This is a genomic window from Zhengella sp. (assembly GCF_041397485.1).
Lineage (GTDB): Bacteria > Pseudomonadota > Alphaproteobacteria > Rhizobiales > Rhizobiaceae > Zhengella.
This window is the reverse complement of sequence record NZ_JAWKWO010000007.1, coordinates 42,817-68,258: the sequence shown is the minus strand read 5'-3', so window position 1 is coordinate 68,258 and position 25,442 is coordinate 42,817. Positions and strand designations below refer to the sequence as shown.

Annotated in this window: 24 protein-coding genes and 2 tRNA genes; 8 read left to right on the top strand and 18 right to left on the bottom strand. The window is 65.7% G+C overall.

Going from position 1 to position 25,442, the window contains the following annotated elements; all coding sequences use genetic code 11:
- Positions 1–394: 394 nt before the first annotated feature.
- The 4 genes from R3D65_RS19085 (at position 395) to R3D65_RS19070 (ending at position 7,671) form a co-directional block, all read left to right on the top strand.
- Complete coding sequence (locus tag R3D65_RS19085) at positions 395–1,357, top strand: helix-turn-helix transcriptional regulator (RefSeq protein ID WP_371276930.1); 963 nt, start codon at positions 395–397, stop codon at positions 1,355–1,357.
- A gap of 89 nt (positions 1,358–1,446) precedes the next feature.
- A complete protein-coding gene (locus R3D65_RS19080; protein ID WP_371276929.1) occupies positions 1,447–3,993 on the top strand; it encodes a PD-(D/E)XK nuclease family protein in 2,547 nt (848 codons plus the stop codon).
- The gene (locus tag R3D65_RS19075) at positions 3,990–7,178 is read left to right on the top strand and encodes a UvrD-helicase domain-containing protein (protein ID WP_371276928.1); all 3,189 of its coding nucleotides are present in this window, start codon (positions 3,990–3,992) and stop codon (positions 7,176–7,178) included. Before R3D65_RS19080 ends, R3D65_RS19075 begins: the two co-directional genes overlap by 4 nt.
- Position 7,179: 1 nt before the next feature.
- Positions 7,180–7,671, top strand: a complete 492-nt coding sequence (locus R3D65_RS19070) for a hypothetical protein (protein WP_371276926.1) — start codon at positions 7,180–7,182, stop codon at positions 7,669–7,671.
- Between the two features lie 152 nt (positions 7,672–7,823).
- Here the strand turns inward: R3D65_RS19070 and R3D65_RS19065 are convergent, their stop codons facing one another.
- The 8 genes from R3D65_RS19065 to R3D65_RS19030 form a co-directional block, all read right to left on the bottom strand.
- Positions 7,824–8,717: a metallophosphoesterase gene (locus tag R3D65_RS19065; protein ID WP_371276925.1), complete on the bottom strand. Its 894-nt coding sequence runs from the start codon at positions 8,715–8,717 to the stop codon at positions 7,824–7,826.
- Entirely contained in the window at positions 8,714–9,304 is a 591-nt protein-coding gene (locus tag R3D65_RS19060) for a hypothetical protein (protein WP_371276923.1), read from the bottom strand. Before R3D65_RS19060 ends, R3D65_RS19065 begins: the two co-directional genes overlap by 4 nt.
- A 136-nt stretch (positions 9,305–9,440) precedes the next feature.
- The gene (locus tag R3D65_RS19055; RefSeq protein ID WP_371276922.1) at positions 9,441–9,806 is read right to left on the bottom strand and encodes a hypothetical protein; all 366 of its coding nucleotides are present in this window, start codon (positions 9,804–9,806) and stop codon (positions 9,441–9,443) included.
- Between the two features lie 481 nt (positions 9,807–10,287).
- Positions 10,288–10,797: a DUF1772 domain-containing protein gene (locus R3D65_RS19050; protein WP_371276921.1), complete on the bottom strand. Its 510-nt coding sequence runs from the start codon at positions 10,795–10,797 to the stop codon at positions 10,288–10,290.
- Positions 10,798–10,859: 62 nt separating this feature from the next.
- Entirely contained in the window at positions 10,860–11,288 is a 429-nt protein-coding gene (locus tag R3D65_RS19045; RefSeq protein WP_371276920.1) for a DUF4345 domain-containing protein, read from the bottom strand.
- Between the two features lie 27 nt (positions 11,289–11,315).
- Positions 11,316–12,143: an NmrA family transcriptional regulator gene (locus R3D65_RS19040; protein WP_371276919.1), complete on the bottom strand. Its 828-nt coding sequence runs from the start codon at positions 12,141–12,143 to the stop codon at positions 11,316–11,318.
- 108 nt (positions 12,144–12,251) lie between these two features.
- Positions 12,252–13,256, bottom strand: a complete 1,005-nt coding sequence (locus R3D65_RS19035; RefSeq protein WP_371276918.1) for an AraC family transcriptional regulator — start codon at positions 13,254–13,256, stop codon at positions 12,252–12,254.
- 136 nt (positions 13,257–13,392) lie between these two features.
- Positions 13,393–13,468 (bottom strand) — tRNA-Val (locus R3D65_RS19030).
- A 208-nt stretch (positions 13,469–13,676) separates the two neighbouring features.
- Between R3D65_RS19030 and R3D65_RS19025 the strand changes: the two genes are divergently transcribed.
- Positions 13,677–13,753, top strand: a tRNA-Asp gene (locus R3D65_RS19025).
- Positions 13,754–13,861: 108 nt separating this feature from the next.
- Here R3D65_RS19025 and R3D65_RS19020 read toward each other — a convergent pair.
- The 8 genes from R3D65_RS19020 to R3D65_RS18985 are packed head-to-tail and all read right to left on the bottom strand — an operon-like array spanning position 13,862 to position 21,233.
- Positions 13,862–15,466 (bottom strand): hypothetical protein, encoded by a 1,605-nt coding sequence (locus R3D65_RS19020; RefSeq protein WP_371276917.1) that lies wholly within the window; start codon positions 15,464–15,466, stop codon positions 13,862–13,864.
- Positions 15,460–16,329 (bottom strand): tetratricopeptide repeat protein, encoded by an 870-nt coding sequence (locus R3D65_RS19015; protein ID WP_371276916.1) that lies wholly within the window; start codon positions 16,327–16,329, stop codon positions 15,460–15,462. Before R3D65_RS19015 ends, R3D65_RS19020 begins: the two co-directional genes overlap by 7 nt.
- Positions 16,326–17,243: a VWA domain-containing protein gene (locus tag R3D65_RS19010; protein ID WP_371276915.1), complete on the bottom strand. Its 918-nt coding sequence runs from the start codon at positions 17,241–17,243 to the stop codon at positions 16,326–16,328. Before R3D65_RS19010 ends, R3D65_RS19015 begins: the two co-directional genes overlap by 4 nt.
- Positions 17,240–18,211: a VWA domain-containing protein gene (locus R3D65_RS19005; protein ID WP_371276914.1), complete on the bottom strand. Its 972-nt coding sequence runs from the start codon at positions 18,209–18,211 to the stop codon at positions 17,240–17,242. Before R3D65_RS19005 ends, R3D65_RS19010 begins: the two co-directional genes overlap by 4 nt.
- Positions 18,205–18,669, bottom strand: coding sequence for a DUF4381 domain-containing protein (locus R3D65_RS19000; protein WP_371276913.1), 465 nt, complete (start codon positions 18,667–18,669; stop codon positions 18,205–18,207). The genes R3D65_RS19005 and R3D65_RS19000 overlap by 7 nt, the downstream gene beginning before the upstream one ends.
- Before the next feature lie 25 nt (positions 18,670–18,694).
- Positions 18,695–19,612: a DUF58 domain-containing protein gene (locus R3D65_RS18995; protein WP_371276912.1), complete on the bottom strand. Its 918-nt coding sequence runs from the start codon at positions 19,610–19,612 to the stop codon at positions 18,695–18,697.
- Between the two features lies 1 nt (position 19,613).
- Complete coding sequence (locus R3D65_RS18990; RefSeq protein WP_371276911.1) at positions 19,614–20,600, bottom strand: AAA family ATPase; 987 nt, start codon at positions 20,598–20,600, stop codon at positions 19,614–19,616.
- Positions 20,601–20,642: 42 nt separating this feature from the next.
- Complete coding sequence (locus R3D65_RS18985; RefSeq protein ID WP_371276910.1) at positions 20,643–21,233, bottom strand: rhodanese-like domain-containing protein; 591 nt, start codon at positions 21,231–21,233, stop codon at positions 20,643–20,645.
- Between the two features lie 144 nt (positions 21,234–21,377).
- On the opposite strand from R3D65_RS18985, the gene R3D65_RS18980 reads away from it, so the two are divergent.
- From R3D65_RS18980 to R3D65_RS18970, 3 genes are read left to right on the top strand one after another with little or no spacing between them, the layout of a single operon-like run.
- Positions 21,378–22,364 (top strand): ABC transporter substrate-binding protein, encoded by a 987-nt coding sequence (locus tag R3D65_RS18980; protein WP_371276909.1) that lies wholly within the window; start codon positions 21,378–21,380, stop codon positions 22,362–22,364.
- Between the two features lie 45 nt (positions 22,365–22,409).
- The gene (locus R3D65_RS18975) at positions 22,410–23,147 is read left to right on the top strand and encodes an ABC transporter permease (RefSeq protein ID WP_371276933.1); all 738 of its coding nucleotides are present in this window, start codon (positions 22,410–22,412) and stop codon (positions 23,145–23,147) included.
- The gene (locus tag R3D65_RS18970; protein WP_371276908.1) at positions 23,137–23,859 is read left to right on the top strand and encodes an ABC transporter ATP-binding protein; all 723 of its coding nucleotides are present in this window, start codon (positions 23,137–23,139) and stop codon (positions 23,857–23,859) included. Before R3D65_RS18975 ends, R3D65_RS18970 begins: the two co-directional genes overlap by 11 nt.
- A 7-nt stretch (positions 23,860–23,866) precedes the next feature.
- On the opposite strand, the gene R3D65_RS18965 is transcribed toward R3D65_RS18970, so the two are convergent.
- The gene (locus tag R3D65_RS18965; protein ID WP_371276906.1) at positions 23,867–24,667 is read right to left on the bottom strand and encodes an ABC transporter permease; all 801 of its coding nucleotides are present in this window, start codon (positions 24,665–24,667) and stop codon (positions 23,867–23,869) included.
- On the bottom strand, positions 24,664–25,425 hold the full coding sequence (locus R3D65_RS18960; RefSeq protein ID WP_371276905.1) for an ABC transporter ATP-binding protein: 762 nt from the start codon (positions 25,423–25,425) through the stop codon (positions 24,664–24,666). The genes R3D65_RS18965 and R3D65_RS18960 overlap by 4 nt, the downstream gene beginning before the upstream one ends.
- Positions 25,426–25,442 lie beyond the last annotated feature (17 nt).

The window sequence follows — 25,442 nt, the reverse complement described above, 5'->3', positions numbered from 1 at the left end:
CCCTGCCGACGTCTACTTCGGGCGTGGCAACCTCATCATGATCGAAAGGGAAAGGATCAAACGCGAAACCATCAGACAACGCCGCTTGCTTCACCGAGAAGCGGCCGCCTAGAATGAAAACCCTGATGGACCAGAGCCTCCGTTAACTCACGGCGCCAGTGGTCCCAAAATCCCTGACTACGGACAGGCTTGAGCGGCTGACACCGGGCGACTTCGCGAATGTGGCCCGTAGAAGCGGTGTCTTGGGCGAGAAATCGCCTGCGCGAATATTGGAAGAACTGAACCGCGAGGCGGAAATGAAGCACGGCCCGTTGCGCAGTATTGGTTTTACGAATTGACGGATTGCGCAATGCTTGGAATTCTTTGCCGGGCAGAGGTGAAAGGGGAGCGTGGCTTGTCACGTTACGGGCGACATGAGGATCTCCTGAGGCTTGCCCTGCTGATGCAGGGCACAGCCGACGGCGTTTCCCTTGCCGACATCATGGACCGGTTCGGCGTGGCGCGCCGAACGGCCGAACGGATGCGCGATGCCATCCAGAACGTCTATCCGCAACTGGAGGAACTGGTGGAGGAGCGCGGCCACAAGCGCTGGCGCTTCCCGGTCGGCACGCTTGGCCGGATGGCCGAGCCGACGCTCGATGAGTTGACCGCTGCGCATCGCGCCGCGGAGATTGCCCGGCGGGAGGGCGACGAACACACCGCAGATGCCCTCGAAGGCCTTGCGGCAAAGGTGAAAGGCATGTTCCGGGCGGATCGCCGCCGCCAGATCGAGGTCGATCTCGAAGCGCAATTGCTGGGCGATGGCGTCGCCTTCCGGCCGGGACCGCACGAGCGGATAGCGCCGGAAATCCTGTCGACGCTTCGCCACGCAATCCTGGCCGGCGTGATGATCTCGGCGGATCATCGCGCGCGCTCCTCGGGAAAGCTGTCGCGCAATGCCCGCCTTGGTCCCATCGCGCTGCTGCTCGGCGACGGGCGTCAATACCTGCTTGCATGGAGCGAATACCAGGACGACTTGCGCCTCTTCGCGCTGATCGGCTTCGAGCGGATCGTGTTGCAGAACGAAGGGTTTGAACGGCCGGCAGATTTCGATCTTCAGGAATGGCTGGCCGGCAGCTTCGGCGTCTGGCGGGAAGAGCCGTTCGATGTCGAATGGCGTTTCCTGCCCGACGTGGCCGATGAGGCGGCGACCTTCCAGTTCCATCCGAAGCAGGAAGCCGAACGGCTTGAGGATGGCTCCCTGATCGTGCGCTTTCATGCCGGCGGCCGCCAGGAAATGGACTGGTACCTTTATCGCTGGGGCGACCGGGTGGAGGTGCTCAAGCCCGCGGAAAATCCGCAACGGCCAAAGCCGTGAAGTGTCTTGCGGAACGGCATCGTGCTCATCCGGCCGGCGTCTATGCCTGCGCTGATTGTCGAACCGGAAACCGATAGGCAGGACGACCGATGTTTTATCCCTTCCTCGTCGCGGATTCTAGGTACCGCCTGCACTATCGACTGTCGGAGAAACGCCTCGCCGAGCTTTCGCTCGCGCCCATCGCGCCAGCATGGGAACCGGGGCCGGTCATCGCGGCCTCGCCCGATCCGATCTGGGCAGGGAGTTTTGCGAACGCGCCGCTGGAAACGATCGCTGTCGTGACTGCCGGTCTCGAAGCACTGGTCGCCGCAACGCCGGACTTGCGACCGCCAACGATCGATTCACTGCCGGATTCGCGGGCCAGGCGGCACCTGTCCGCGCTTATCCGGCTATGGCGCGCAATGGGTGATGCCTTGCCGCCCGGTCTGGCAGCGGCGCGCCATGTCCTGGAACTGCCGCAGGGCCGGTTCCTCGATCCTCTCCCGGTGGTCGCGGGATCGGTCGATCCCCTGGCGCCCCCGGCGATGCAGGCGCTCCATGAACGGCTCAAGACCGAGTTCGGTGCGCAAGCGGCACCGGTTCAGAATAAAGCCGCAACGGCCGGCAGCCGGCTGCATGCCTTGCAGGACGGCTTGCGCAACAAGGCGCTGGAAACCGGGCCGCTGGACGACAGCCTGGCCTTCTTCGGTCTGCGCGATGGTGCCGCATGCGCTGAATTTGCGGCAGCGCGGGCACGGGCCCTGATCGAGAATGGCGTGCAACCACGCGAAATCGCCATCATGGCGGCCGGTCACTCGCCTCATCTCGCGCATGCCTGCGCGGCCCAGGGCATCCCGCTTTCCGGCTTGCCGGACCGGCCCCCGCAACGCGACCTGATCGGCGAGACGGCACTTCTCCTCGCGCTGGCCAAGCGGTCCCCGACACCGGCCATGGTCCTGGCGGGCCTTGCCCTGTCGCCCCTCATGCCCTGGACATCGGAAGCGGGCCGCGATCTGGCCGAATCCGTGATGGCGGGCGATTTCCGGGTGGGCGGTCTGGGCGCAGACGCCGAACACCTGGCCTTGTGGGAGGATGTGCGCGCATCCGCATCGAGCCTTCAACAATTCCGTTTCTACATGGATCGCATTTGCCCAAGGCTCCGCGATGGTGACGCGGTCCGCGCCCGCCTGCCAATCCCGCTCGACGAGGGCACTGTCGATTGGGAAACGCTGCTGCGCAATCTCCAGCTGTTGCCGCCATCCTGCGGTGATGCCGTGCGCAACCTCGAAGGGGTCAGTCTATGGACGGCGCATGAAAGCCCCTGGCGGACCTGCAGGCACCTGATCGTCACCGACTTCACTGAGGGCCTGTATCCGGCGCGGCCCCAGGCCAATCCGCTGTTTCTCGACAGCGAACTGGCGGCGATCCGCGAAGCGACCGGCCTGGACCTGCGCGGGCGTGCGGACGCCCTGCGTCACAGTCTCGCGCTGCTTGACGCGCAAATCCGGGCGGTCAGCGAAAGCATCACGTTTCTCGTGCCCTGGCGCGATTTCGCCGGCACAAGGCTTGCGCCATCCGCAGGACTTTCGCTCGTGGCAAGGGCGATCGGTGACATCGACGACCCGGCGGACCTCGTCACGGACCTGACCCATGTCGCGCCAGGGGACTGGCCGGTCGCCCATCATCGCCTTGCACCGCCGTCGCAGCCGCCTGCTGTACCGGACTTCCTGGCCTTTCCGGATCACGAACTCCTGGCACTTCGCCGCGATGACGACGGCAAAGCCAGGCCGCAATCGCCGAGCCGCCTGGAAACGCTGCTGGTCAGTCCGCTGGCCTGGTTCCTGGACGAGATCGGCGCCACGGACATGACATGGTCGCCGGAGGGGCTGGATATCCTCACGAAGGGCACGATCGCCCATGATGTCTTCGAACACGTGTTCAAGGCCGGGGAGGCCTTGCCCGACCGTTCGGCACTGAGCCGGACTGTCCATGAAGCCTGTGATCGAGCGCTCGGCCGCCATGCCATCTTTCTGCGCAGCGCGGCATGGGAAATGGAGCGCAACGGGCTCGAACGCGAGATCCTGCAAGCTGCCGGGCGATGGCATGAACAGCTTCTGGCACTGGATGCCAGGATCATCGGCAACGAGATGTGGCTTGCCGGAAAGGCGCATGGCATCCGCTTGCGTGGCAAGGCCGACACCGTTCTCGAACTGCCGGACAGGATGGTGCTGATCGTCGACCACAAGAAGAGCGGCACCGCCAACCGTCGAAAAAGGATGGAGGCGGAATGGGATCTGCAGGCCGGGCTTTACCGCAGCATGCTTGCCCGGCCGATCCGCCGCGATGGCGACGGCCTCGACAGGCTCATCGGGCGCCAGGTGGCGATTGCCTATCACCTGATGAATGATGGAGGGCTTCTGACCTCCGGTCTGGAAGTGACCAATGGCTCGCCGGCCCGTGACATGGGAAAGGCGATCGACCGCGAAGCCGTCGCGCATCTGAAGACACGGCTGGCGGACCTGAAAGCCGGCCGGCTGCCGCTGAACACCACGGCCGACGAAGCCTTCTTCAAGCGCGAGGGCGGGTTCACGCCCTATGCCCTGACCGATGGGTCGCCGCTCGTGCGCGCCTTCATGAAACCGGTGGAGGGGCAATGAGCGTGACCCGCGCACTCACCATCGTTCCGGCCGGTGCCGGTGCCGGCAAGACCTACCGGATCAAGACGCAGCTCGCCGACTGGGTCAGGCGCGGCGTTGTCCGTCCGGACAGGATCCTGGCCGTCACCTTTACCGAGGCTGCCGCCAGCGAATTGCGCGAACGGATCCGCGCGGGCCTTCTGGCCGACGGTCTTGTGGAGGAAGCCCTGGCCGTCGAAACCGCCTATGTCTCGACGATCCACGGACTGGGTTTGCGCCTGTTGACCGAACACGCGTTCGCAGCAGGAACATCGCCCGCCCCACGCCATATCGGCGATGCCGAGCGCGACCTGCTGATCCGCCAGGCCCTTGTCCATGCCACGGCGCTGGACCCGGTCAAGGCCGAGCCGGAGCGTTTCGGTTACCAGCCCAACTGGCACAATGGCGAAACCATCGAGGAAGGTCTGCGCAACCGCGTGCTGTCCATGGTCGATCTGCTGCGAACGCTTGGCGACAAGGGCCGCGATGCAGGACTGATCGAGCCTGCGCTGGCTCGTCTCGACGCGGTTTATGGACCGAGTCTTGCCGACCCGGAGACGGCCCGCACCACACTGCAGGCGGCTGTCGTCAGCATGCTTGAAGCATTCCCGAACGGCGGGATGGGCGAGATCACCGCGAAAACGCCGCGCGCAAAACTGGAGGCGGACCTCGCGCTCTTCCAGAAGATCGCCAGGGATCCGGCGATCCTGGCAAGGGATTGGAGCGCCTGGCAGGCCCTGCGTTGCCTGTTTGTTTCCAACAGCCGTTCGAAGACGCCCGAAGGCTATGATGAAATGGCAGAGGCGATCATGGCGGCTGCAAGCGCGCTGCCGGGCCACCCCGGCCCCCTGGAGGATGCGAAACTGCATCTGCGATGCCTGATCGCCTGCGCGCAGGAGGTAATGGAAGCCTACGAAGCGCGAAAAACGTCCCTCGGCCTGATCGACTTCGCCGACATGATCACCAATGCCGAACGGTTGCTGCGGCAAGACCCCTCCGTCCTTGGAGCGATCCTGGGCGAGATCGATTGCGTGATCATCGATGAATTCCAGGACACCAATCCGGTCCAGTTTGCCCTGCTTTGGCAACTTGGCGCACAGGCGCCGCGCACGCTCCTCGTCGGGGACGTCAAGCAATCGATCATGGGTTTCCAGGGCGCCGATCCGCGCCTGTCCGTGGCCCTGGCCGCGTCCAATCCGGATGCCACGAAACCTCTGGACAGGAACTGGCGTTCAACCCCGGCCGTCATGGCCTTCGTCAATGCGGTGGGGCAGGGGTTGTTCGGCGCCGGCTACAACCCGCTCGCACCCACCCGCGATTCCGTCGAGGGGCCGGCACTGGACATTGTGCGCGTCGCGAAGTCCCGCAGCGTCCAGAAATTCTCGAAGCCGCAGGAACATGTCGCCGAGTATATCGCCCGCATTCTCAACGGCAAGGACAGGGTCACCGACCGCCATACGGGCAAGACCCGGTGCGCCCGGCCATCCGATATCGCGCTGCTTGTCTGCCGGCATGCGACGGCCACGCGCTATGCCGACGAATTGCGGGACAGGGGCGTGCCGGTGCGCATTGCCGAAGACGGTTGGTATGGAAGCCCGGCCGTGCAGGCGGCCTGCGCAGCGCTCGCTTGCACAGCCAATCCGGCCGATGTCCTGGCCGGGCTGCTGCTGCGCACGCTCGGACCGGAGCCCCGCGATCTGCAAGGCGCGCTGACGGCTGAACTCGACGGCGAACTGGCCGGGGATCCGGTACTTGAGCGGCTGGCAGGACTTTCGGATCGGCTCGCTTACCTGCCAATATCGGTTGCGCTCGACATGGTCCTGGATGCGGCCGGTATCCGCATCTGGGCGGAGCGGCAGCCGGATGCCGGCCAGGCGCGCGCGGACCTGCTTCGCCTGGAGGCCGAAGCCCTCGAATTTGAGGCGGCGCACCGGGACCTGAAGGCCGCTTCGGGGTTCCATGGCGAAACGGCAAAGGTCTTCCTTGGCTGGCTTGCCGCGCGCGGCGGGGAGCGCGACTTCGACCGGCGCCCGGACCCCTCCGCACGAAGCGCGGAGGCGGTCGAGATCGTCACATGGCACGGATCGAAAGGGCGCGAATGGCCGATCACGGTCGTAGCCGAATTCGACAACGGGATCCTCGAACGGCCGGGCACCACGTCGGCGCGGTTCGCGCGTCTGGACCGGATCGACGACATGCGCGATGTTCTTGCCTCCGCCGAACTTGTCCATACACCCTGCCTGGTTGCACCCGAGGCACAGGCGCGCTTCATCGAGGATCGCCGGCCCGATTTCGAGGTCAACGCGAAAAACCTGCTCTATGTCGCCCTGACGCGCGCCCGCGACCGGCTTGTTCTGGAATGGCCGGACTTTCTGAAGGAACGCCCCGGGGATGCGCCCGATGCCACCTGCCTGTTCCATGTGTTCGAGGACACATGCGCACCAGCCTTTGCAAGGAAGAAACTGAAGATTGGCGGCGTAGAATGTCCGGCCAGGATCGTTGAACTGCCCGACATTGCCGGCTTCAGCACCTGTGCGCAGGGTGACGCCGCCAGACGGATTCGCTTCGGCAAGGCCGGACCCCTGCCGGAAACGCCGCTGACCCCATGGCGGCTGGTGCCTTCGGAGCAGACCGGGGCGGGCCCGGTCCCGCAAACGCAATCCTTCACGCTGGGCCCCGCCTGGCCGGCCATGGCGAGCGACACGACCCGTGGAACGGCCCTGCACATGGCCCTGCAGACCTTTCTGACCCGCCCGGAACTGGCTGACGCCCTGCCGGCGGCAACAGGCCTCGACGGCGAAACGCTTTCGCGGATCAGGGACCGCGCCGACGCGCTTAGGTCCTGGCTGGAAGCGCGATCCTGCACCGAACTGCAATGCGAAATCCCGGTTCTCGGCCATTCGGAAGACGGTGCTGAAATCCCCGGCAGCATCGATCTGCTCGCCAAGAGTCCGGAAGGGTATCTGCTGATCGATCACAAGTCCGGCGGGGATGGCGATGGGCTCGGCCCCTACTGGCCGCAGCTTTCGACCTATCTCGACATTGCAGGGCAGACGTTGCCGGACCACCGGATTCGTGGCGTGGGCGTGTTCTGGATCGACCACGGAAGGTTGGAACTGGCGCTCGGCGAGATCGGATCGTCTGCTGGCCAAACGACAGGAGGATAGGATGACCTACGTCGCACGGATCAAGGATTACGCGTATGAATGGGTTCCGCCGCATGCCAGATTTGCCGATCTGCCACCGTCCACCTACACGAAGGAGACCCGGACCCCGCGCTATGTGCTTTCCTCCAGGGGGGGCGATGATCTCGATGTCCTGGTTTATTTCGTAAATCTCGGGGAGGAAACGATCGCCAGACTGGTGTTCGGTTCTTCCGGCTTCGAGACGGCCGGTGACGACGTTGTAACCTTCTCGGGCGTGGAAAAGGGATATGAGAATGTCGAGCCGGGAGAGGCTGTCCTTGTCGATGTGATCAACCAGATGGACGATTCAGACTGGATGATCAGCCATGACTTCAAGATCACCACGGCAAAGAAGGGAACGATCAGGATCCATGCTTTTCGCGGAAAGGGGCACTTCGGCGGCATGACGCTGCTTTGGGACACAGGGGAACCGGCACCTGATTGCCGGCTCCTTGATCCGGAATCATCCGAATGACAGATACTCGCGTCCCGGAGGCGGTTGAGCAGAGTGTCTGAGACGCGGAGCCGCCAAAGGCGCCGCCTGGTATGGAGCCAACGGATTATGTCTCCCGCACCATGATCACGATATACCGGGCCCGCTCCGGGAATACCTGTCCGGCGGTCACTTTACGTCGAAAGAACCTCAAGGCCTTTTGAATCCAGCATCTTCCCGCCGGACCAATGGTAGACGCAAGGGGCATCGGGAAAATCCAGACAACTCGCATGGCTGTGATCGATGCGGGGCGTGTCCCATATCTTGTAATGACCAAAGAGGACCGGGGGAGAGCTTTCGGGATAGATGGACAGGCTTTCTGTTCCCGCGATCGGCTCATCCGGCAGTTCTTCGAGATCGGGAACCGACAGTGCCACCTCTCGCCAGGTGCCTGTCGCCGCGCGCCACCATGCGATGCGGACCTTTTCCCGGTTCTTGCCTTTCGAATCGTGGAAGGAATGCCCTTTGGGCAGAGGCACTTCCGGTCCGGAAGTCAGCATCTCGACGGCTGCGGCGAAGGCCGTCGGTTTTTCTTTGTCTGCGACTTCCTCCAGATCGTCTGCGGTCAACCGCCCGTCCGGCCGCCTTTTCGCGATCGTGTCGATCGCGTCCTGGTCCCAGCAAGCATGAACCAGCCGCAGGCCGTCCACTTCAAGCCATAGCGGCAGCGTCAGGAACCAGTCGGTCCAGGCCTTGACTTCTGATGTGGAGCCGAACCGGTCAATGAAGCTCTTGTGTTGAGCAATATGCTCTTGGCTATGCTTCCTCAGCGGCTCTCCCTTCGTATTGAAGGTATGAAACAGGATTGCATTCAGCTCATGGTTTCCCATGATCGCCAGCGCCCGGCCGGATTCGACGAGATCTCGCGCCTTTTCGAGGACATAGCCATCGTCCGGTTGGCCAACCTTGCTTCCCGCATCGATCAGGTCGCCGAGAAAGGCGATCCGTTTGCCTTCTGCTGCCGCCAGGCTGGCGTCAAGCCGGGCCGGATCGGCGTGGATGTCTGGAATGATGGTCGTTGCTGTCATCTGTGTCCTCCGAAAAGTGCAGGCGAAATGCCGTACATGCCACCATGCCCCCTCCGATACGCGGCATTGCGGACTTGATACGGGTTTGCTTCGCGATCGAAGTAGACCGCATGATCCGGTGAGTAGTTTATTGCAAAACCCGTGACCCATCCAAATCCGGGCAGGCCGTCCGGCAATTGATCCGCCACGAATTGCGGCCATCGAACTTTCGGAAGGTCCGCAGGAATTTCGATTCTCAGCTTTTCCGGAGCACCGGTCAGAAGGGCCGCATGGATCGGCTGCGGAACGCTGCAAGTGGTCGTCAGCATCGCGTGGGGCTTGAATATGGCCCGGTATTCCGCGTCATGGCGCTGAAAGTCGGCCTGCTTGCTGGCCTGGATCGCATTCTCAACCTCAAAGACGGGAACCTGCAACGCGTTCGCAATCTGATGACGCATATGGACCATGCCTTTCATGTCGTCCGCTTGCGCCCGTTCGATGAAAGCCCGGGCCTTGTTGGGGTTTCGGATGCCGAGCAGTCTGGTGAAATCCCGATCCGAAAGACCGAGGACCTCCATTCGATTGGCAACCAGTTCCTTCAGTGTCATGAGCGGATTCATCCCTTCTGTTTTCTTCGCCGCCGGCCGGGGACAGTCAAGGAATTGCGGTTCGTTCCTCCTGTGACGCAAAGATGAATGTTGGATGCGTCAAACTCGGACGTGTAAGGCCATCCGGCGCCAGTGATCACTCCGTCAGCTTGTAGAAACGGAAAGTACCTTCGGGGTATTCGAGAAAGTAGTAATATTTCTTCAGCTTTTTTTCGAGGCGTTTGACCATCCGACGGAAAATACGAACCTTCCGGTGCGTTGCCGCCCGGAAATATATCGTGTGCGGCTTGTTCTCGAACACATGGTCGACGACCATGTCGGCCACCGTCCTGAAAACCTTCAGCGCATTGATGCCCCGGTCCAGTTCGTCCGTCCGGTTTTCGGGAAACAGGTCATATTCGTGGCGGGGATAGTCTTGGACGGGCGCGAACGCCACCGCGCCGGCGCTATCGATTACCAATTCGTATTCCACGTGATCGACTTCGAAGAACTTGCTCAGCACGACATTTCACCATCCTTTCTCACAGGGACTTCCTGGAACCTTCGATCGACATGCTTTCCGCCAGAACCGGGTCCTTGTGCTGCATGCCGGAAAATGGCGCATGCGACCGGCAAGCAATTCTCCGGTTTCATGGCTGTCAAATACGAATGGACGTTGAAATCATCCTTGCCGTGATCGCCACGGCATGGTCGGGATCTGCAAGATCGCCCGCTTGTTCGAGAATTCTGGCAAGGTCCGACCGGACAACCCTGTGTCCCGATCCGCTCGCATCGCCAGGAAGGGAAACCGATCGCCTTCCTGCATCACCTGAATACACGGAAGATGCGTCAAATGCGGGCGTGGTGCGCTGCGGCGGTCTTCTTTTTCTTTCCTGATTGCCGATTGCTTCCAGGCACCTTGCGGGGCGAAAGCGAACAAGCCGGCGCATCGGAGGTGCCGCAGCGTTCCCGCAAGCGGTTGAAAGCCTGCGCGGCTTGGCACTTCAGGCCGCCTGTCCCTGAGACTGTGCCGCCCAGGCGAGCGAGAATAGCAGCAGGCCTGAAGACAGTGCGCATGCAGCGGCGCGGACCGTATTCCAGAAGGTCCAGCGCGGCAGATAGCTGCGCGACCAGTAGTCCAGCGTCGCATCCGCGGAGGCCTCCATGCCGGCCAGGGTTTCGTTCATCGGCACGTTGAAGAACACCGTGACCCCGAAGCATCCAGCGAAATAGGTCAGGCCCGCCAGCGCCATCATGGTTCCGGGGCCGTTCCCGATGATCAGTGCGCCATGGGCCGCGATCAGCAGGGATGCGGGTACGAGACCGAGGAAGAGGACCATGAAGACCCACCGGAACACCTCCCGGTTGATGGCCTGCATCGCCTCCGCGCCACCCTGGCCGCTGGTCACGGACAGGGCACGCATGATGAAATCCGAGAAGGCGAGAAAGACGCCGCCCACCAGCGCATAGGCAGGAACGGCGAAATGGGCGAGATAGAAGAGAGTGGGGGACATGGGGAAGGTTCCTTGGTTTGGGGCGGCGGCGGGTCGTCAAGCGCCACGCCGCCGCGTCAAGATCAGCGGGCGGGCTGTGGCGGCGAGAGGCCGGCTGCCGGCTCCCAAAGGCGCCGCCGGAAGGCTGCCAGGCAGAGCGCGGCAATGATCAGTTCCGCGACGAGCGCGCCGATGACGCTGCCGGACGGCATTCCGTCCACTGCAAGCCCGATCAGCCGCCCGGCCGGAAAGGCGATGAAGACCGTCAGGGCCACCATCATGGCGATGGGCAGGACAGAGTGCCGCCGGATGCCGAGCAGCATCAGAACGCCGAAGGCGGCGAGACCGGCGCCGGGTGCACGCAATTCGCTCAGCAGGCTGGCATCGTCGCCGAGCGCGATGCCGTAGCCCGCGTAGAAGGTGTGCGGTGCCAGCAGGATGAAGGCGCCGATGGTGAGCGCGGTGAGGCCGGAGAGGCCGAGCGCGCTCTTCTCGAACAGGGTGGGGCGCATGTCGTTTTCTCCTTTCATGGTGTGGCGTCAGGCGGCGCTTGTCCAGGCGCCGTTCCGGGCGGCGGCCCGGGCGAAGTCCGCGAAGTCGCGGGGGGCGCGGCCAAGCGCCCGCGTCACACCGTCCGTGGTGCAGGCATTGCGCCCGTCCAGGGTTTCGCGCGCGATGGCGGTGAAGACGTCGGCGACGAAGGTGCCGCCAGCCTGCGCGATGGTCGCATGAAACGCCTCGAAGCTGATCGGGACATGGCGGATCGCGCGTCCGGTGGCCAGCGAGAGTTCCGCTGCCATGTCCGCGAAGGACATCAGGCGTGGGCCGGTCACCTCGTAGAGTTCGCCCTCGTGGCCTTCTTCGGTCAGCGCTGCGACGGCGACGTCGGCGATGTCGTCGATGTCGATGATGGGCTCGGCGACATCGCCACCCGGCATCGGAAGGACGCCGGCCAGAACCGGATCGCGCAGGTAGCCTTCGGAGAAGTTCTGTGCGAACCAGGCAGCCCGGACGATGGTGAAACCGACCCCGGAATGGCGCACCACGTCTTCGCCCAGTTTCGCATGATGCTCGCCGCGGCCGGAGAGCAGCACGAGACGTTCGACGTCCACGTCGCGGGCCGTCTCGCAAAGAGATTCGAGTTTCTCCACGGCGCCGGGGAAGGCGAGGTCGGGGAAATAGGTGACATAGGCCGCTCGCGCCCCGCGCAGGGCCGGCCCCCAGGTCTCGGGCGCTTCCCAGTCGAAGGGGGTTGCGGAGCCGCGTGAGCCGTGGCGAACAGAAATGCCTCGTGCCTCAAGGCGGCCGGCGACGCGGCGGCCTGTCTTGCCGGTTGCACCGATGACGAGAATCGATGGGTCTTTCATGGATTGTCTCCCTGGCTTCGGTTTCGATACCCAGGGGATAGGCGTCATGATGGCGCGCGGTATTGACCGGCGATGCCAGCATTTTGACCGCCGCCGCCAATGTCCCCGTCAGCGCCGGAGCAGATCCTTGCGGTAGGTCGCGGGCGTCGTGCCGGCCCAGCGCTTGAACGCGCGGGTAAAGGCGCTCTGCTCGGAGAAGCCGGTGAGAAAGGCGATTTCGGCAAGCGAGTGGCGCTCGTCGCGCAAAAGCCCCTCGGCGAGGTCGCGGCGGGTTTCCTCGGTCAGCGCCTGAAAGCTTATCCCGTGTTCGGAGAGGCGCCTGTGGAAGGACCGCGCGCTGAGTCCGAGTCCACGGGCGATTCCGGCCATTTTCGGCGCCCCCTCGCTGAGGGCCTGGGCGATTGCGGCTTTCGCCTGGGTGACAAGCGCGGGCTCCTGGACGATCCGGGACAGTTCCGCATCGAGATGCGTGGTGAGATATTGCGAGATGCCCTCGTCCCCAAGGATGTTGGGCCGCGCCAGCATCGCGTCGGTATAGCGGATCGCGTCGAGTTCGGCGCCGAAGCGCACCGGGCAGCCGAACCAGTCCTCGTGCGCGGCTGTCGAGTGCGGGGCGGGATGCCGGACCAGCACTTCCACCGGCGCGAGCGGCACCGGGCTGACCTGCCTTGCGATTGACACGGCGCTGGCAAGGGTCGCCTCGTTCGACAGCCGCATCCCGAGGCGGCGTTCGCCCGCCCGATGCAGGATGAAGAGCGAACCGCCAGCGACCGGACGCAGCTCGTATTCGACGACGCTGGTCCACAGGCGCGCATAGCGCTCCACCCTTGCGTAGGAAGCCCCGAGCGTCGTCGCGGCCTTGAAGGCCAGTCCGAGCGCACCGTATTCGTCAAGCCGCATGGAGGCACCCGTGCGCAGCGGCAGGTCGGTGACATCGATCTGGTCGGCGATCCTTTCGAGCATGTCGTAATAGCGCGCGGCCGGAACCATGTGCCGCGCCTCCCAGGGGTCGCCGGGGGCAATTCCGACACTGGCCAGCATCGCCGCCGCATCGATCCCGTCGCCAGCAGCGGCGACCACCCTGCGCGCGAAGAGCGAGGTCACATATCCCATACCCTCCATCTTACGGTACGCGTGGCGGGCGGCCAAGCGCGCGGCGGGTCCGCACTGGGGCTGGCATCGGTTGATGCTGGCGAAGCGCGCCGCGCCTCTTGGCGCGATGTTTCAAGGGGAGGCTCAAAAGAGAACATGGTGGGCGGTGAGAGACTCGAACTCCCGACATCCTCGGTGTAAACGAGGCGCTCTACCAGCTGAGCTAACCGCCCCTTGATGCGCCGGCGGGCGCTTCGGGAACCGGCTGAACAGATAGGCGCTTCAAGCCCGCGAGGCAAGCCCAAAGCAGTGCCGCGCACCTCTTCCGCAAGGAAATGAAAAAAGTCGTCATTTCCACGTCATCATCCGCTTGACAGTCTCCCCGGTTCCGCTTAATTCACCCCCACGACGCCGCCGGAAACGGCAACCACGTCGAAAAGCGCGGGTGTAGCTCAGTCGGTTAGAGTGCCGGCCTGTCACGCCGGAGGTCGCGGGTTCGAGCCCCGTCACTCGCGCCATTTCTTCTCTTTTCATACAATTGAATTTGGCATTGAACCGATCGCCTCTTCGGTGCTTCCCGTCTGGCCTCTTGCCGGCCCGCGGCGCGGCCAGGGCGCGACAAGACCTCACAACGGGGGCAGGTGTGGCGCTGCTGTTGACGGCTGAGGAAAGCCTTTCCCCTCGGCGCTCCGGCTTGCCGCTTCCAGCGCGTCCAGCGCACGCATTCGCCAGCCTTCGCCCGCTTCGCCCGGCCCATAGGCTGCCGCGCCGGCTGCAACCAGCACCGGGCGCAGGGGTGTTCCGCCGGGCATTCTGCACAGGGCGTCCAGCCGGGCTGCCGCTTCGGGCGGACTGGCGGAGCGGATCACCTGCCGGGCCTCACGCACAAGCCTCCGCCATGAGCGCCGCACATGCCATCGCTGCCGGAGCATGCCGATGCGATTGCCAAGCCCCAGGCCGGCCGCCGCTAGCAGCAGGCCCAGAGCCGTGGCCGCCATCATGCCCGGCGCCGTGGTGACGCGCAGCCAGGCGGCCAGCCTCCCGATCATCGTCCGCTCCTCCACCGCCTGTAGTAGCAGGGCATCGCGGTCGGGAATGCCGACATTGATCCGCCGTGCCGGCAGGATCGATTCGCGCGCCACTCCGGCCTCGGTGTCGAACCATGGCAGCCGGATCGTGTCCGGAAACACCGGGATGGGGCTCAGCGCGCGCACACGAAACCGGAAAATGGCTTCCGCTTGCATGCCCTGCGGCGTGATGCGCTGCTTGCGTTCGCTGCCAAGCGGCGTGATGGCGAGCGCCCGGGCCGGCGGCATGGCGAGATCGGGAATCTGGACGGCCCGCACACCGGCCGCTCGCACGGTAATCGTCCGGACGATCTCGTCGCCGGCATTGAGGCCCTGCACCTCTTGCGACCATTCCTCGCTCAGCGTCAGCCCGCGGGCGGGCAGCCACCAGGCGCCCGAATCCACGGCCGCCGGCCGCACCGACAGGTGAAGCGGCGGCGTCGCCACGGAGAACGCCCCGCGCTCCAGCCGCGATTTCTGCATTTCGCCGCTGGCCGAGACACCGGGTATGACAAGCGCGCCGGAGCGGCGCGGCCATACCAGATAGCGCCAGGCGATACGGCGCAGGCCCGCCTTCTCATCCAGTGTGCGCCGCTCTTCATGGACCGGCACCGCGTCCAGACCGGACAGGTCGGGCACCGGCATTTCGTCGGCGACAAGGGGATGGCGGTGCGCAAGTTCGATGTCGAGGATCACCTCCTCCTGCACATGCGGGTCCGCTTTCGACACCCGCATGACAAGCTGAAGGTCGTCCGGCCCGGGCGACCAGTCCGGCGGAGGCTCCGCCAGAACGGTCACCGATTGCGAATTCGACGAGACGGCACCCGCGCTCAGCGGTCCGACGATCACAAGCCCGGTCTCCCTTGGCACGATCTCGATTCGCCGCAGCTTCACCTCCACCACCTTGCCCTCGATCACGGCAATGCGCGTGCCATAGGTTTCGCGCCCGATCGCGGCAATGTCGCGAAGGGGTCCGAGATCGATCGGCGCGTCGAGTCCCACCGATTCGATTTCCAGCACCACCGTGTCGCCGGAAACGATCCGGTCGGATTCCAGACGCAGCGATATGGACGGCGATGAAATCGTGGCCGCACGGGCCAGGCCCGGGCCCGCAAGCACGAGCAGGAACAGGCTGAGTGCAAGCAGGGCAGGGCGCATCACCATGGCGATTGCCCCTCGTCCGGTGCATTGCCGGCGGCTTTGCGGCGGCGCAGTTCCAGCGCGATGCGGGTGCGCAGGTAGCGCGCAGGATCGTCGGTGATGGCGTTCAGCCATTGCTCCGTCGCCTGGTTTTGCTCCAGTTGTGCGCGCGCGCCGGCAGCCTCGCTCATCGGGCTTTCCGCGGCGCTCTCGCTGCCTCCGGAAGGCCGCCCGGAGGGGTCCTCGTCACCGCGCGTTCCCTTCACCGTGCCGCCGCCTTCGCCTTCCTCTTCCGGTGGCCGCCGATTGTCCCCGGCCTCGCCGCTGTCGCCCTCGGCCACTGCCTCGGGTGCCGGCTGCCGGCTGTCGGTATTGCCCTGGCGGTCGCGCCCCTCCTGGCGTTCGCCTTTCTCGCCCTTTTCCGCGCCGGAAGCGGAGTCGCGGCCGTCCTCGTCCTGCTTCTCTTCCTCCACCCGGTCGATGGCCTTCTGGCGCGGCGTGAGCGCTGCCTGCCCCTTCTTGTCATCCTGCCGTTTCAGGATTTCGCGCATGATCGCGGCATTGTGCCGTGCATCGGCGAAATCCGGTTGCAGCGACAGCGCGGCCTGATAGCTTTCAAGCGCCAGCGCGAAATAGGACATGCGCACATAGGTATTGCCGAGATTGTAGAGCGATTGCGGATCGGAGGCGCGCACGAAAGCCTCCGCGGCCCGCCACCATTGCTCCGACCGGTAGAACGCCACGCCTTTCCAGGCCGGATCGGTGAAAATCTCGGCTGCTTCCGCATGGCGCCCTTCAGCGAAAAGCTGATGCGCGAGATAGTCGTCGGAGGCATGCGCGGGCACGCCGGCAGCGAGCAGAAACGCAAGGGTCAGACGCGATCTCATGGCCATGCCCTGCGCAGGGCCAGCAGGGCCAGCGGCAAGGCCGCCAGCAGCAGCCAGTGCGACAGCAGGGCGGTCCCGTCAGGCTGCAAGCCGGCCAGCGCCAGGCGCGCGCCATGCGTCCGGGTTGAGCCGGCCACGCCGGAGATGTCCACCTGCCCCAGCCTGTCGGAGCGGTACAATGTGCCGCCGCCCGCCCGGGCAAGCGCGGCCGCCGTTTCCATGTCCACCGGGACGGGCCCCCCGGCGGTTTCATCGGCAAAGGCCACGACATCGATGCGATGGCCGCGCGCGGCGAATTGCGCGGCCGTGGCCACGGCATTGGCGTTTGCGCCACCTGTGTCGGTCAGCAGGAACAGACGCACCCGGGCAAGGCCGGCATCGGACACGACGGAGGCGGCAAGGGAAAGCGCGCGGGCCAAGTCCGAGCCCTCGACCGGCACAAGTCCATGGTCGATCGACCGGGCAAGGGCCGCAAAGTGGCGCCGGTCGAAGGCGAAGGGCTCGGCGAGGAAGGCATCGCCTGCAAAAACGGCAAGGCCGGTGGCGCGGGCGCCGGCGGCCTGCGAAAGCGCGATGGCGCTTTCACGCGCGGCGGCGATCCGGCTCGGGCGGATGTCGTTGAGCGTCATCGACTTGGAGACATCGACCATGATCAGCCAGGCTTCGGCATGGCGGAATGCGCGAGCGTCGTTCGATGGCAATGCCGGCGCGGAAAGAGCGGCAAGGGCCAGCGCGATGGCACCCAATGCCGGGTTGAAGCGGCGGCTTCCGGATCGGCGCGGACGCAGCAACGCAAGCAGGGGCGCGGTGATCACCTTGTCCCAGTCATCGCGCGCTGAACGGCCCGGCCAAAGGAAGGCTGCCGCCAGGCACGCCGCCGCCGGGATCAGCCAGAGGGGCGCCAGCAGCGTCATGCCGAAAGCCTCCGGCCTAGAGGCGCCATGGCCAGCGCCATGAAGAGAATGAAGCCGATTGCCGCAAGCGCCGTGAGGTCGCGCTCAGGCACGAAGGGCGGTGCGGCGGCTTGCGCGGCTTCCATTCGGTCGATGGATTCGTAGGCCGCTGCCAATTCCTCCAGTGTCCGGGCGCGGAAGAATTGTCCGCCCGAGATGTCGGACACGGCCTTGAGCGTCGCCTCGTCCAGGTCGGCGGAGGGGTCCAGCGGGCTGCCGTCATCGGCCTGGCGGACGCTGCCAAGCCCGATGGCGTGAATGCGGATGCCGTTGTCGCGCGCCAGCCGTGCCGCGTCCTCGGGCTCCACCGATCCCGAATTGTTGGTGCCGTCCGACAGCAGCACCACGGCGCGCTGCGCTGCCGGGTCGTCGCGCAATTTCACGATGGCAAGGCCGAGTGCCTCGCCAATGGCAGTCGTTCGCCCTGCCATGCCGATGGCGCTTTCGTTGAGTGCGTGGATGACAGCCGAACGATCGAAGCTCACGGGACTGGCGGAAAACGCCTCGTCGCCGAACAGGACAAGGCCGATCCTGTCGCCCTGGCGTTTCTCGATGAAGGCGCTGGCCACGGCCTTGACGGCGCTCAGCCGGTCGCTGGCAGCCCCGTCGAGCACGAAATCCCGCCGCTCCATCGAACCCGACAGGTCGACCGCCAGTGCCAGCGCCCGTCCGCTTGCCGGGGTGACGGTCTCGCCCAGGGCCAGGCGGGGCTGGGCCGCGCCCGCCACAAGGCACAGCCATGCGAGGGCGAACAGCAGAAGCCGTGGTGAAACCCGCGTGCCCGCGCCCGTCGACGCCGCCGCCAGCGCCTCGGAAAGGGCCGGCGGCAGGGCAGGCGCTTCGGCGGCTTCCCGCCCGTGCCCCCAGAAGACCAGCATGACCGGCAGGGGCAGCGCCAGCAGGGCCAGCGGAAAACCGAAACTCACCATGGTTTCAGTCCCTGACGTTTCAGCAGGCGCGCCAGGTCGTGCTTGAGAAGGTCGGCATCCGGATAGGGCCCGCCGGCATAAAGCGCATGGCCGAAGACCCGCCCGTCGCCATGGGTAAAGAAGCGGCTTTGCGTCAGGTCGTCCAGCCGCTCCAGCCAGGCTTCCCCGGTCAACCGCGCGGCATCGCTGGCAGACGGACCCTTGAGCCGGGCCAGCGCATAGCGGCGCAACAGCATGGCCATGTGCGCGATGGCGCGTCCATCGTCGCCCGTGTCGACCTTGTCCAGTTGCGCCAGTGTGGCGCGGATGGCAGGCGATCCGCGGCTGAAGAGCGTGGTGATGAGCAGCACCGCGGCAGCCAGGGCGCTTGCGGCGATGAAGACGAGAAGCCAGTCCGGCAGGCCGGGCGGCGGGTCCGGCAGGTGAATGTCGCGAAGGTCGTCGAGTGGGTTTTGCATAGCCCGTCCGTTCAGCCTGACGCTGTCATAGCCAGCCGCGCAGTTCCAGTGCCCGGAGCGCTTCGGAAACCGGCTCTCCCGAAACATGCGTGAAGACCGGAACCCCCTGCGCCTCGATGTCGCCATGCAGCCGCGCGCGCTGCGCAGCCATGCGCCGGACGGCTTCCTGCGCCGCGCCGCGGTTCAGTTGCGCCAGCGCCGGCTTGCTGCCGGCATTGAAAGTGTAGCGTCCCGGCGGCAGGCTGTGCAATTCCATCGGATCGACAAGGTGAACGAGCCCCAGCCGGCGGCGGCTGGCGGCCTCTGCGATGGCGGCGGCGAAGCCGGGCCCGGGCCTGTCCATGCCGGTCACCAGAATGGCGGCGCCGGCTGCCCGTCCGGCGCCGTTCAGCCAGCCGATGAAATGGTCCAGGCTGCTGTCCCCGGCGCTGCGATCAGCCCTGCGTGCGCCGGCAAAACCCTCGGCAAACAGGCGTGCGGCACCGAGTGCCCCCCTGTCTCCGCTGGCCGGCCGGCTGGCCTCGACCGCATCGCCGGACCAGACAGCCGCGCCGGTGCGGTCGCCGTCACGTGCCGCCTGCCAGGCAATGGCGGCGGCCAGTTCGCCGGCGGCCACGGCGCGCAGCATGGCCGATCCGGTCATCATCGAAGGACGCAGGTCCAGCGCCACGGTAATGGCCCGTTCGCGCTCTTCGCGGTAGAGCCGCGTATGCGGCCGGCCGGTGCGCGCGGTCACGTTCCAGTCGATATGGCGCACGTCGTCGCCCGGCGCGTAAAGACGCAGGTCGTCGAAATCGAGGCCGTGGCCGCGTTTCGGGCCACGCACGAGGCCCGGAAAATGGGTCAGCCCGCGCAGGCTTGCGCCTCCGCCGGCCAGAACCTCCGCCTGCAGTCCGATCAGGCGGTCGAGCGTGAGAGCGGTACCGTCGCCTGGCGCCAGCATGTCAGGTCACCGGCACCATGTCCGCGATGGCGGCGATGACGGATTGCGCTGTCCGCCCTTCCGCCCGCGCGCGGTAGGTCAGCCCGATCCGCCCGGAGAGCACGTCCACCGCCAGGTCGCGCACATCGAGCGGCAGCACATGGTCGCGCCCGTCAAGCCAGGCGGCCGCTTGCGCGGCCTGTGCCAGGCCGATCGTGCCGCGCGGGCTGGCGGCATGCTCGATATCGGCTGCCGCCGCCGCGCCCGCACCCTCGCCGCGCGTTGCCGCGACAAGGCGCACGATATAGTCGCGCACCGCCGGTGCCACATGCACGGATGCCACCGCGCCCTGCGCCGCTGCCAGCGTATCGGCTGCGATGGCGGGCGCGCTGCCGCCGCCCGCGCCTGCCGCCTCGCCAAGGGCCAGGTCGAGGATGAAACGTTCCTCATCCGCGCCCGGCATGGGAATTTCGACGAAGAAGAGAAAGCGGTCGAGCTGCGCCTCGGGCAAGGGATAGGTACCCTCGTGCTCGATGGGATTTTGCGTCGCCGCCACGAGGAAGGGCAGGCCGAGGCGCCGCGTCACGCCGCCAGCCGTGATCTGGCCTTCGCCCATCGCCTCCAGCAGGGCCGATTGCACCTTGGGCGGCGCGCGGTTCACCTCGTCCACCAGAACCACGTTGGAGAAGAGCGGTCCCTCGACGAATTCGAACGTGCCTGTTTCCGGGCGGAACACCGTCGTGCCGGTCAGGTCCGCCGGCAGCAGGTCGGGCGTCGACTGGATGCGCACGAAATCGGCCGAGACGCATTGCGCGAAAAGGCGGATGGCGCGGGTCTTTGCCAGCCCCGGCGCGCCTTCGATCAGCACGTGGCCGCCGGTCAGGAGTGCGATCATCAGGCGGTCGATGAGCGCCGCGCGGCCGATCAGCCGCGTGCCGAGCCAGCCGCGGGCTGCCTCGAAGGCGGCCGCCGCGTCCATGCTTGCGGAGTTGGAATTGGCCTGGTCCATGGGTTCGTCAGCACTCCATGGCCGGAAAGGGGCTTCCGGCACTCATTTCGGTTCATTCAGGAAGTTGACCGGTTCCGCTGTGGTCACGGCACCGCCATCCAGCACCCATTGGTCGGTTCCACCGGGATACCAGCTCACCGCGCCATGGCCCCACAGGATCGCGCGGCGCGCCGCGTTCCACCCTTGCCAGCAATCCGCGGTGCAGAAGAAAAGAAGCGGGCGGTTCAGGTCGCCCCCGGTGAGGGCGGCGAGGTTCCGGCGGAAATAGGCCTCGTAGTCGTCTGCCAGGAATCCGCGTCCCACCTCCGGCAGCCAGACGGCACCCGGAATGGTTTGCCGCGTCTCGGAATTGCGCCACGTGCCGTCCAGCGGATCCGGGCCGGCACCCTTGGGCGGGTACACATCCACGAGCACGGTCCGGCCGTCGCTCATGGCGGCGCGCACGCCCGCGCTGTCCACCACCGCCCCGTCCGGCAGGAAATCCGGCGTGGGTGCGCGGTAGCGCTGCATGCGAAAGCCGGTCGCCGGATCGACCCCCGGCGGCAACGCTCCGCCCCCCGCCTCCGCGGACGATGGTGCGCCAGGGGCAAAAGCCAAGACGATGGCGTTCAGCAGCACGATCAAGCTGCGCATGCCTGTTTCCTCCCGTGGATGATTTTGCATGTCGCCCCTGCCGTCGGCATCTGTACCATAGTGCAATTCGCCGGCGCCTGCTCCGGCCCTAGGATGCTGGAGGAGGAGAACCGGCAGCGCTGCTGCCAGTCTGAGGAGGAAATCATGTTCAAGCGCGTCATGGGCGCTGCCGTCGCGGCCGCCATAGTACTCGCATTTGTCCCGGCTCAAGCCGCGGAGAGCGTGAAGGTCGGTGTGCTGAAATACGGCACCGTCAACTGGGAACTCAAGGCGATGAAGGCAAACGGCCTTGATGCCCGTCATGGTATCGACGTGGAGATCGTCGGTTTCGCCGGCGAGGATGCGACTGCGGTCGCCCTGCGCGCCGGCGCGGTCGATGTCATCGTGTCGGACTGGCTGGAGGTCTCGCGGGATCGTGCCAGCGGCGGCGATCTGACCATGGTGCCCTATTCGTCGTCGGTCGGCATGATCATGGTTGCCGCCGATTCCCCGCTGCAATCGCTGGCCGACCTCAAGGGCAAGACGCTGGGTGTCGCGGGCGGCCCGCTCGACAAGAGCTGGCTGCTCATTCAGGCCATGGCAAGACAGGAATACGGCCTGGACCTGGCAGCCGAAAACGAGATCGCCTATGGCGCACCGCCCCTGCTGGCGGAAAAGGCGAAGATGGGCGAACTCGATGCCGTGCTGAACTTCTGGCATTGGAGCGCGCGCCTGGAGGCCGAAGGGTTCCGCAAGCTGGTCTCGGCGGAAGATGCCGCCAATGCGCTGGGCGCATCCGGTCCGGTTTCGGCCCTGGGCTACATCTTCCATGAAGGCTGGGCGAAGGAAAACCCGCAACTGGCCATGGGTTTCGTCAAGGCCTCGCGTGAGACCAAGGAACTGCTCAAGGCTTCCGATGCCGAATGGGACCGGTTGCATGAGAGCGGCGCCATCAAGGACGAGGGCAAGGCATTGACCACGCTGCGCGACCGCTACCGCGACGGCATACCGGCACGTCCCGCCGCCGACGAGGAGGAAGACGCGGCGCGCCTGTTCGAGGTGCTGGCCCGTGTCGGTGGCGAGAAGCTGACGGGCGGCGAGACGAAGATGCAGCCCGGCACCTACTGGAGCGAATTGAAGAGCAATTTCTGATCGGGGTAACCTCCCTTGGCTGGCAAGCCCAACTCACGGCCGGCCGTGACACTGCTGGTGTCGCTGGCCGGTCTCTTTGTGGTCTGGTTCGTCGCCGCGCACCTGATCGGCTCGCGCATCTTTCCGCCGCCCGGACAGGTTTTCGCCTTCGTCGCGAAAGAGACCGTGAGCGGCGAATTGCCCTTTCACCTGTCCATGACGCTGATGCGCGTGGTAGGCGCCTTCGCGGTCGCCATGGCCATCGGCTCGGCCATAGGCATCGCGCTTGGCCAGTCGGCGCGCCTCGACCGCTTCTTCGACCCCTGGGTGATCCTCTTCATCAACATCCCCGCCCTCGTGACTATCGTGCTGGCCTATATCTGGTTCGGGCTGTCGGAAGCTGCGGCCATCGGGGCCGTCGCGGTCAACAAGATTCCCAACGTGATCGTCACCATGCGCGAGGGCGCGCGCTCCATGGACCCGCACTATTCGGAGATGGCGAAGGTCTTCCGCTTCTCCCGCCTCACCACGCTGCGTGAGGTGGTCCTGCCGCAGCTCCAGCCCTATTTCGCTGCCTCGGCGCGCTCGGGCATCGCGTTGATCTGGAAGATCGTCCTCGTCGTCGAACTGCTGGGCAGGCCAAACGGCGTCGGCTTCCAGATCCATCTCTATTTCCAGTTCTTCGATGTTGCCGCGATCCTCGGCTACACGCTGGCCTTCGTTGCGGTGATGATTGCCGTGGAACTCCTCCTGATCCAGCCATACGAGCGCCATGCGCGCCGCTGGAGGCCCCGTGCCGCTTGAGGTCGACATTCGTGAAAAGGCATTTCCGACGGAAGGCGGCGGCCGGCTCGTCACCCTTCGCGACCTGTCGTTCTCGGTGGGCGAGGGGCGCTTTGCCTGCCTTGTCGGCCCGTCGGGTTGCGGCAAGACCACCACCCTGCGCCTCATTCTCGGCCTCGACGAAGCCTTCGAAGGCACAATTGCAAAGCCGGACCAGGGGCGCACCGGCGTCGTCTTCCAGGAACCGCGCCTGCTGCCCTGGCGCTCGGTCGACCGCAATGTCCGCCTGCCGCTGTCAGGCGCGCGCGCGGACGCCGATCTCACCGGCCTTTATGCCACGCTCGGGCTGACCGGCATGGAGGACTTCTTTCCAGGCCAATTGTCGCTTGGTCTTGCGCGCCGTGTCGCGCTGGCCCGCGCCTTCGCGCTGGAGCCGTCTCTTCTTCTGCTCGATGAGCCCTTCGTCTCGCTGGATGAACCGACGGCCGAACGCCTGCGCCGCCTGCTCATGGACGTCTGGTCGGCCCGCCCGACGACGGCGCTTATGGTCACGCACAACCTGCGTGAAGCGCTGGAGCTGGCCGACGAGATCGTCATGTTGTCTGGCCGGCCGGCCACCGTGCGCGGCGTCTACCGGGTCGGTGTCCCGCGCGAGGAGCGCACGCCGCAGGCCGTGGCGGACATGCTCTCGGAAATCCTGGCGCTTTTTCCGCCAGAGCAACACGAAGGTTGATGACGGTTCAGGCCGTGCGTCCGGCCCGGAACCGGCGCGCCGGATCGAAGGCCCAGCTCGCCGCCAGGAAGAAGACCAGCCCGCTGCCCGCCGTCACCGCCAGCGCCAGCCAGTTCATCTCGCCATAAAGCGCGAACCGGATCAGCTCGATACCATGGGAAAACGGGTTCCACTGGCAGATTTCCGCCAGGATGGCGCTGGCCTCGCGCATCTTCCAGACGGGATAGAGCGCGGTGGACAGGAAGAACATCGGGAAGATCACGAAATTCATCACACCGGCGAAGTTCTCAAGCTGCTTGATGACGGATGCCAGCAGCAGCCCGAGCGCGCCGACCATCAGGCCGGTAAGCACTAGCGCCGGCAGGACCGGAAGCAGGCCGGAAGGCGGGATGTCGATCCCGAACAGCATCGCGATGACGAGAAAGGCATAGGCCTGCACGATGGAAACGGTCACGCCCGCCATCAGCTTGGCCAGCAGCAGGAACCAGCGGGGCAAGGGCGTGGTCAGCAGCACGCGCATGGAGCCCATTTCCTGATCGTAGACCATGGAGAGCGATGACTGCATCCCGTTGAAAAGCTGGATCATGCCGATCAGCCCCGGAACGATGTAGACCTCGTAGGTGATGTAGGTCTGGTAGGGCGGGATGATGGACAGCCCGAGGGCGGCCCGGAAGCCGGCCGCGAAGACGATCAGCCAGACCAGCGGGCGCACCAGCGCGGCGAAGAAGCGTTCGCGCTGGTTCAGGAACCGCAGCAATTCGCGCCGGGCGATGCCGCCAAAGGCGCGCAAGGGGGAGGGGGCGGTCATGCGGCGCGCGCCTCCGGCGTCAAGGCGGCAAAGGCCGCGCCGAGATCCGGTGTGCCGGTTTGTGCCCTCAGCACCGCCGGCAGGCCCTGCGCCACGATGGCCCCGCGATGCATGACGATGACGTAGTCGTCCTCCGCGACCTCGTCGATCAGGTGCGTGGCCCAGAGCAAGGCGACATTGTCGTGGCTCGCCCGTTCATGCAGCCGCGCGATCAGGTCGCGCCGGGTCGGAATGTCCAGCCCCACGGTCGGCTCGTCCAGCAGCAGGATGGCAGGCTTGTGCAGGAGCGCGCGGGCGATCTCGACGCGCCGCCGGTGACCGCCATTGAGCGAACGCACCTTTTCGCCAAGCCGGTCGGCCATGGCAAAACGGTCGAGTTCCTCGCGGATGCGCACGCCGGCCTCGCGCCCGCCCATGCCGCGCAGCGCGCAGAAATAGCGGAGATTCTGCTCCACCGTCAGGTCGAGATCGAGCGTCTGCGCCTGGAACACGATGCCGAGCGGCGCCAGCGCCGCCGCGCCGCTGCGTTGAAGGTCGCGACCGGCGATGGCGATGCGCCCGGCTTGCGGCGCGAACAACCCGCTGATGAGGGAAAAGAGTGTGGATTTGCCCGCCCCGTTCGGCCCAAGAAGGATGGTGGTGCGCCCGGCGTCGATGCCGAAGGAGACATTGTCCAGGGCCTTGCGCGGGCCGTAGTGAAAGGTCAGTCCCTCCACGGCCAGCGCTGCCTTGTCCTGATGCGGGGTATCCTTGCTCATGCTCCGACCATGCGGCC

What these genes read in the sequence shown, in the direction of transcription:
- R3D65_RS19080 (WP_371276929.1), top strand. Translation starts at nt 1,447, where the DNA reads ATGTTTTATCCCTTCCTCGTCGCGGATTCTAGGTACCGCCTGCACTAT.
- R3D65_RS19075 (WP_371276928.1), top strand. Translation starts at nt 3,990, where the DNA reads ATGAGCGTGACCCGCGCACTCACCATCGTTCCGGCCGGTGCCGGTGCC.
- R3D65_RS19070 (WP_371276926.1), top strand. Translation starts at nt 7,180, where the DNA reads ATGACCTACGTCGCACGGATCAAGGATTACGCGTATGAATGGGTTCCG.
- R3D65_RS19065 (WP_371276925.1), bottom strand. Translation starts at nt 8,717, where the DNA reads ATGACAGCAACGACCATCATTCCAGACATCCACGCCGATCCGGCCCGG.
- R3D65_RS19060 (WP_371276923.1), bottom strand. Translation starts at nt 9,304, where the DNA reads ATGACACTGAAGGAACTGGTTGCCAATCGAATGGAGGTCCTCGGTCTT.
- R3D65_RS19050 (WP_371276921.1), bottom strand. Translation starts at nt 10,797, where the DNA reads ATGTCCCCCACTCTCTTCTATCTCGCCCATTTCGCCGTTCCTGCCTAT.
- R3D65_RS19045 (WP_371276920.1), bottom strand. Translation starts at nt 11,288, where the DNA reads ATGCGCCCCACCCTGTTCGAGAAGAGCGCGCTCGGCCTCTCCGGCCTC.
- R3D65_RS19040 (WP_371276919.1), bottom strand. Translation starts at nt 12,143, where the DNA reads ATGAAAGACCCATCGATTCTCGTCATCGGTGCAACCGGCAAGACAGGC.
- R3D65_RS19035 (WP_371276918.1), bottom strand. Translation starts at nt 13,256, where the DNA reads ATGGGATATGTGACCTCGCTCTTCGCGCGCAGGGTGGTCGCCGCTGCT.
- R3D65_RS19020 (WP_371276917.1), bottom strand. Translation starts at nt 15,466, where the DNA reads ATGGTGATGCGCCCTGCCCTGCTTGCACTCAGCCTGTTCCTGCTCGTG.
- R3D65_RS19015 (WP_371276916.1), bottom strand. Translation starts at nt 16,329, where the DNA reads ATGAGATCGCGTCTGACCCTTGCGTTTCTGCTCGCTGCCGGCGTGCCC.
- R3D65_RS19010 (WP_371276915.1), bottom strand. Translation starts at nt 17,243, where the DNA reads ATGACGCTGCTGGCGCCCCTCTGGCTGATCCCGGCGGCGGCGTGCCTG.
- R3D65_RS19005 (WP_371276914.1), bottom strand. Translation starts at nt 18,211, where the DNA reads ATGGTGAGTTTCGGTTTTCCGCTGGCCCTGCTGGCGCTGCCCCTGCCG.
- R3D65_RS19000 (WP_371276913.1), bottom strand. Translation starts at nt 18,669, where the DNA reads ATGCAAAACCCACTCGACGACCTTCGCGACATTCACCTGCCGGACCCG.
- R3D65_RS18995 (WP_371276912.1), bottom strand. Translation starts at nt 19,612, where the DNA reads ATGCTGGCGCCAGGCGACGGTACCGCTCTCACGCTCGACCGCCTGATC.
- R3D65_RS18990 (WP_371276911.1), bottom strand. Translation starts at nt 20,600, where the DNA reads ATGGACCAGGCCAATTCCAACTCCGCAAGCATGGACGCGGCGGCCGCC.
- R3D65_RS18985 (WP_371276910.1), bottom strand. Translation starts at nt 21,233, where the DNA reads ATGCGCAGCTTGATCGTGCTGCTGAACGCCATCGTCTTGGCTTTTGCC.
- R3D65_RS18980 (WP_371276909.1), top strand. Translation starts at nt 21,378, where the DNA reads ATGTTCAAGCGCGTCATGGGCGCTGCCGTCGCGGCCGCCATAGTACTC.
- R3D65_RS18965 (WP_371276906.1), bottom strand. Translation starts at nt 24,667, where the DNA reads ATGACCGCCCCCTCCCCCTTGCGCGCCTTTGGCGGCATCGCCCGGCGC.
- R3D65_RS18960 (WP_371276905.1), bottom strand. Translation starts at nt 25,425, where the DNA reads ATGAGCAAGGATACCCCGCATCAGGACAAGGCAGCGCTGGCCGTGGAG.